This window comes from Xanthomonas sp. SHU 166 (genome assembly GCF_000364685.1).
Taxonomy (GTDB): Bacteria; Pseudomonadota; Gammaproteobacteria; order Xanthomonadales; family Xanthomonadaceae; genus Xanthomonas_A; species Xanthomonas_A sontii.
This window is the reverse complement of sequence record NZ_AQOJ01000679.1, coordinates 1-4894: the sequence shown is the minus strand read 5'-3', so window position 1 is coordinate 4894 and position 4894 is coordinate 1. Positions and strand designations below refer to the sequence as shown.

The following is a 4894-nucleotide window of genomic DNA, read 5'->3' as shown; positions in this document are numbered from 1 at the left end:
CGACGGCGCGGGCGCCAGCCTGCTGCCGGCGTCGGTGCTGCCGGCCGAGCGCGACGGCGTGCAGGTGCTGCCCTTGCAGCCGCGGCTGCAGCGCCGCTTCGCCCTGGTCGCTGCTGCACACGCGGCGCCGGCTGCGCTGCAACTGCGCCAGTTCCTGGACGAGGCCATTAGCGGCGCTACTGACCCGTCCTGACATTCTTGTTTCTCCGCAGGCCGCCGTGCCGCACACACTGCGCGCGCCGACTGTCCGGCGCCTCTGCGAGACCGTTCCGATGCTCCTCTATGCCGCTCCTGGCGCCTGTTCCCTGGCGCCGCACATCGTGCTGCGCGAACTGCAGCTGCCGTTCCGGCTGGTGCGCGTGGACAACCGCAGCAAGCGCACCGCCGATGGCGAGGACTTCCGCGCGATCAATCCCAAGGGCTACGTGGCCGCGCTGCAACTGGAGGACGGCCAGGTGCTGACCGAGGGGCCGGCGATCCTGCTGTACCTGGCCGACCGCTGCCCACAGGCGGCGCTGGCGCCACCGGCGGACGCAGACACTTTGCCGCGCTACCGCCTGTACGAGTGGCTGGCCTTCATCAACAGCGAACTGCATGCCGGCAGCGTGCCGCTGTTCGATGCCGGGCTGGCGCCGGCGCGGCGCGCCGCGGTCGCCGCTCGCCTGCTGCAGCGCTATGCCCATGCCGAGGCTGCGCTGCGCACGCAGCCGTACTTGCTCGGCGAGCGCTTCGGTGTGGCCGATGCCTATCTGTTCACCGTGCTCGGCTGGCTGCCGCGGTTCGGCCTGTCGCTGGACGCGCTTTCGGCGTTGGCCGCGTACGCGGCGCGCATGGCGCAGCGTCCCAGCGTAGTGGCGGCACTGGCGGCCGAGCAGGCGCTGCAACCGGCCTGAGCGCGGCACGCGGGCGGTGCCTGGCATGACCTTCGGCGCTCGGCCGCGGCGCGGCGGCCGTGCTAGGTTGCCCGGGCCATTCGAAAGGGGATTTCGACCATGCTCATGCCGTTCCGCTGGATCGGCGCCCTGGCGCTCGCCAGTGCGTTGCCTGTCGCCGCCCACGCCGCCACCGCCGACAGCGGTTACCGGCAACCCCCCGAGCCGCTGCTGGGCGTGATGCGCGCGCCGCTCAATCCGACGCCGCGGCTGGACCCGACCGGGCGCACCCTGCTGCTGGTGGAGCGCCAGGCCTATCCGCCGATCGCGCGCGTCGCCGAGCCGTACCTGAAGCTGGCCGGGGTGCGCGTGGAACCGCGCACCCACGCCCGCCACGACATGTCCAACGGCTACGGCATCCGCGCCTGCCTGGACGGCTTCAGCCTGGTCGACGTGACCAGCGGCAAGCAGACCGCGGTGACCCTGCCGGCCGGCGCCTGCCCGGCGCAGCCGGTGTGGTCGCCGGACGGGCGCCGCTTCGCCTTCAACAACACCGCGGCCGACCGCGTCGAACTGTGGCTGGGCGACGTCGCCACCGGCGCGGTGCGTCGCATCGACGGCGTGCAGCTCAACCCGGTACTGGGCGGCGAGATCCAGTGGCTGGGCGGCAGCGACACGCTGCTGGTGCGTGCGGTGCCGCAGGACCTAGGCCCCGCGCCGGTGAAGGCGGCGGTGCCGCCGGGGCCGGAGGTCAAGGAAGCCATCCGCGGCAAGGGCGAGAGCAGCACCTACGAGGCCCGCGACACCCTGTCCAGTCCCGAGGACGAGGCCCAGTTCACCTACTACGCCACGGCGCAGCTGGTCACTGTGGATGCCGCCAGCGGCAAGCTGCGCACGGTCGGCAAGCCGGCGGTGTACTCGGTGGTCGACGGTGCGCCGGACGGCCGCCACGTGCGCGTGGAGCGCCTGCAGCGTCCGTACTCCTACGTCACCACCTATGGCCGCTTCGCCCACGACGTGGCGGTGCTGGACCTGGCCGACGGCAGCGAGCGCGTGCTGGCGAACCTGCCGGTGGCCGATCGCGTGCCGGTGCACGGCGTGCCCACCGGGCCGCGCGCCTACGGCTGGCGCGCCAACCAGCCGGCCACCCTGGTCTGGGCCGAGGCGCTGGACGGCGGCGACTGGAAGACCAATGTGCCGGCGCGCGACAAGCTGCTGACCCTGTCGGCACCGTTCACCGGCAAGCCGCGCGAACTGGCCAAGGTGACCCAGCGCTACGCCGGCCTGAGCTGGTTCGCGCAGGGCGGGCAGGCGCTGCTGGACGAGTACGACGAGAACCGCCACTGGCGCCGCACCACGCTGCTGGACGCGGACCGCCCCGGCAGCGCCGGGCGGGTGCTGTTCGACCTGTCCACCGACGACCTCTACGCCGATCCCGGCACGCCCGAGCTGCGTCGCCTGGCCAACGGCGAATACGTGCTGCGCGAGGACAACGGCGCACTGTTCCTGAGCGGGCAGGGCGCCACCCCGGCCGGCGACCGGCCGTTCCTGGACCGCTATGATCTGGCGAGCGGCAAGACCCAGCGTCTGTTCCGCAGCGGCGCCGACGTCGATGAGGCCTTCGCCGGGTTCGCCGGCGAGGACACCACCCGCCTGCTGACCTGGCGGCAGTCGCCGAGCGACCCGCCGAACGTCTACCTGCGCACGCTGGGCCAGCCGCAGCCGGCTGCGGCAGCCGGCGAGGCGGTGATCGCCTCCACCCTGGCGCCGGTGACTCGCTTCCCCGATCCGACCCCGGTGGTGCGGCAGATCAAGAAGCGGCTGGTGACCTACAAGCGCAAGGACGGCGTGGAACTGTCCTTCACCCTGTACACGCCACCCGGCTACAAGGAAGGCACGCGGGTGCCGGCGATCCTCTACGCCTATCCTCTGGACTACGCCGATGCCTCCAAGGCCGGCCAGGTCAGCGGCGCCAACGACCGCGACTTCACCCGCCTGCATTCCTACCAGCTGTTGCTGCTGGCCGGCTACGCGATCATCGACGACGCCGCGTTCCCGATCGTCGGCGATCCCAAGACCGCCTACGACACTTACCTGCAGCAGCTGGTGGAGAACGCGCAGGCGGCGGTGGACAAGGCGGTGGCGCTGGGTGTGGTCGACCGCGACCGCATCGGCGTCACCGGCCACAGCCACGGCGCGCTGATGGCGGCCAACCTGCTGGCGCACACCGACCTGTTCCGCGCCGGGGTGGCCACCAGCGGCAGCTACAACAAGACCCTGACCCCGTTCGGCTTCCAGAACGAGCGGCGGTCGTTCTGGGCCGCACCGGAGGTGTACGCGCAGGCCTCGGCGTTCTTCCACGCCGACAAGATCAACGAACCACTGCTGCTGGTGCACGGCATGGACGATGCCAACCCCGGCACCGAGACCACCCAGGCCCCGCGCATGTTCCAGGCCATCCGCGGCCTCGGCGGCACCGCGCGGCTGGTGCTGCTGCCGTTCGAACCGCACTGGTACACCGCGCGCGAATCCAACGAGGACGTGGTGGCGGAAATGCTGGAGTGGTTCGACCGCTACGTGAAGCAGGCGCCGCCGCGTGCGGCGTCGGCGGACAAGGCGAAGACACAGTAGTCGGCCGACCTAGCGCGCACGATGACATGGCGTTTGCTCTGCGCGCCGGTGTTGCTGGCGCTCACTGCATGCGGTGCGGTCGACACAGTGAAGAATGCGTACGCGTATTCGCGGGAGGTCGCTGCCGACTTGGAGAAATCGGTCGGCAGCTTCAGCAGGCGCCGGCGAATGTGGTAGTGATGTTTGCGGTGCCGGGGAAGTAGGTCCGTCTCCGGGGATTCATCCAGCTGACGCCACGTTGCGGCGCAACGTTGCTACCCGTAGTGCTACTACACGCATGTTTTTGCGAGACTAAGCTATGTCAGAGCAAAGTTGGCTTGCTTATGCTGGATCAATTGCAGGCATGGTAGGAGGAGTGACCGGCGTTATAGGAGCAGTGGTTGCAATTCTGGCATTTCGCCGAACCGGCGAAATCAAAGCTCTTGATCTCCGTGTGGAGCTTAGACGCATGGAGAGCACACTGCGATCCGACATCCAAGGCTTAGTTCCGCTTCTTGAGCGCGCAAAGAAATCCCATACAAGGTTAGCCGCTGCTCAAGGTTGCTACCGATCAGGCGCCGTGGTCCATTGGCTGTCCGAGTGGGATATAGACTTCGCTGAATCTAATCAATTGGTCGCCGGCGCTTCTGTACTGGACCTAGACTGTTCTAAGTTCTCTCAAAAAGACCTTGAGACAAGGCTGGTCACTGTTTACAAGCTGCAGCGCCAGGTTGCTGAACTTTCTGACAAGTATCGAACATGTCTTGCAACTGATGATGCGGATCGGCAGCAGCTTCGAGCAGATCAGAGGCTAATCACTCAAGCGCGCCTCGACGGAAAGCTATAGATCGGCACCCTTCGACTAAGGTCGGAACGACGCCCTCCTAGCCGAAGGACTATGCTCGGAGCCGGTGCACCGGCCTTGGGAGGGGCGGCATGGACTACGCGACGCTGTACCGGCGTTCGATCGAGCGGCCCGAAGAGTTCTGGGCCGAGCAGGCCAGGGCGATCCACTGGGAGCGGCCGCCGCAGGCGATCCTGGAGTACGACACGCCGCCGTTCCGGCGCTGGTTCGTCGGCGGGCTGACCAATCTGTGCCACAACGCGGTGGACCGGCATCTGCCCGAACGCGCCACGCAACTGGCGCTGGTCGCGGTGTCCAGCGAAACCGGGCAGACCCAGGAGATCACCTATGCGCAGCTGTACCGCGAGGTCAACGCCTTCGCCGCGGTGCTGCAGCGGCTGGACGTGCAGCGCGGCGACCGCGTGGTCATCTACATGCCGAACATGGCCGAGGCGGTGTACGCGATGCTGGCCTGCGCGCGCATCGGCGCGGTGCATTCGGTGGTGTTCGGCGGCTTCGCCGCGCACAACCTGGCGCTGCGCATCGACGACGCGCGGCCCAAGCTGCT

4 protein-coding genes and 1 pseudogene are annotated in these 4894 nt (G+C 68.7%); all 5 read left to right on the top strand.

The annotated features are described in order from the left end of the window. Positions 1-193 (top strand): annotated as a pseudogene (locus D180_RS16080) (LysR family transcriptional regulator); the annotation flags it as partial. 79 nt (positions 194-272) lie between these two features. Next, the gene (gene gstA, locus D180_RS16075; protein ID WP_017913602.1) at positions 273-893 is read left to right on the top strand and encodes a glutathione transferase GstA; all 621 of its coding nucleotides are present in this window, start codon (positions 273-275) and stop codon (positions 891-893) included. A gap of 99 nt (positions 894-992) precedes the next feature. After that, positions 993-3503 carry a prolyl oligopeptidase family serine peptidase gene (locus D180_RS16070; RefSeq protein WP_017913601.1) on the top strand — a complete coding sequence of 837 codons (2511 nt, stop codon included), beginning with the start codon at positions 993-995 and terminating at the stop codon, positions 3501-3503. Between the two features lie 298 nt (positions 3504-3801). Further along, positions 3802-4329: a hypothetical protein gene (locus D180_RS24255; protein WP_148828354.1), complete on the top strand. Its 528-nt coding sequence runs from the start codon at positions 3802-3804 to the stop codon at positions 4327-4329. Positions 4330-4418: 89 nt separating this feature from the next. Next, positions 4419-4894 (top strand): AMP-binding protein (locus D180_RS16065; protein WP_043091138.1); only part of this gene is annotated, 476 nt, incomplete at its 3' end.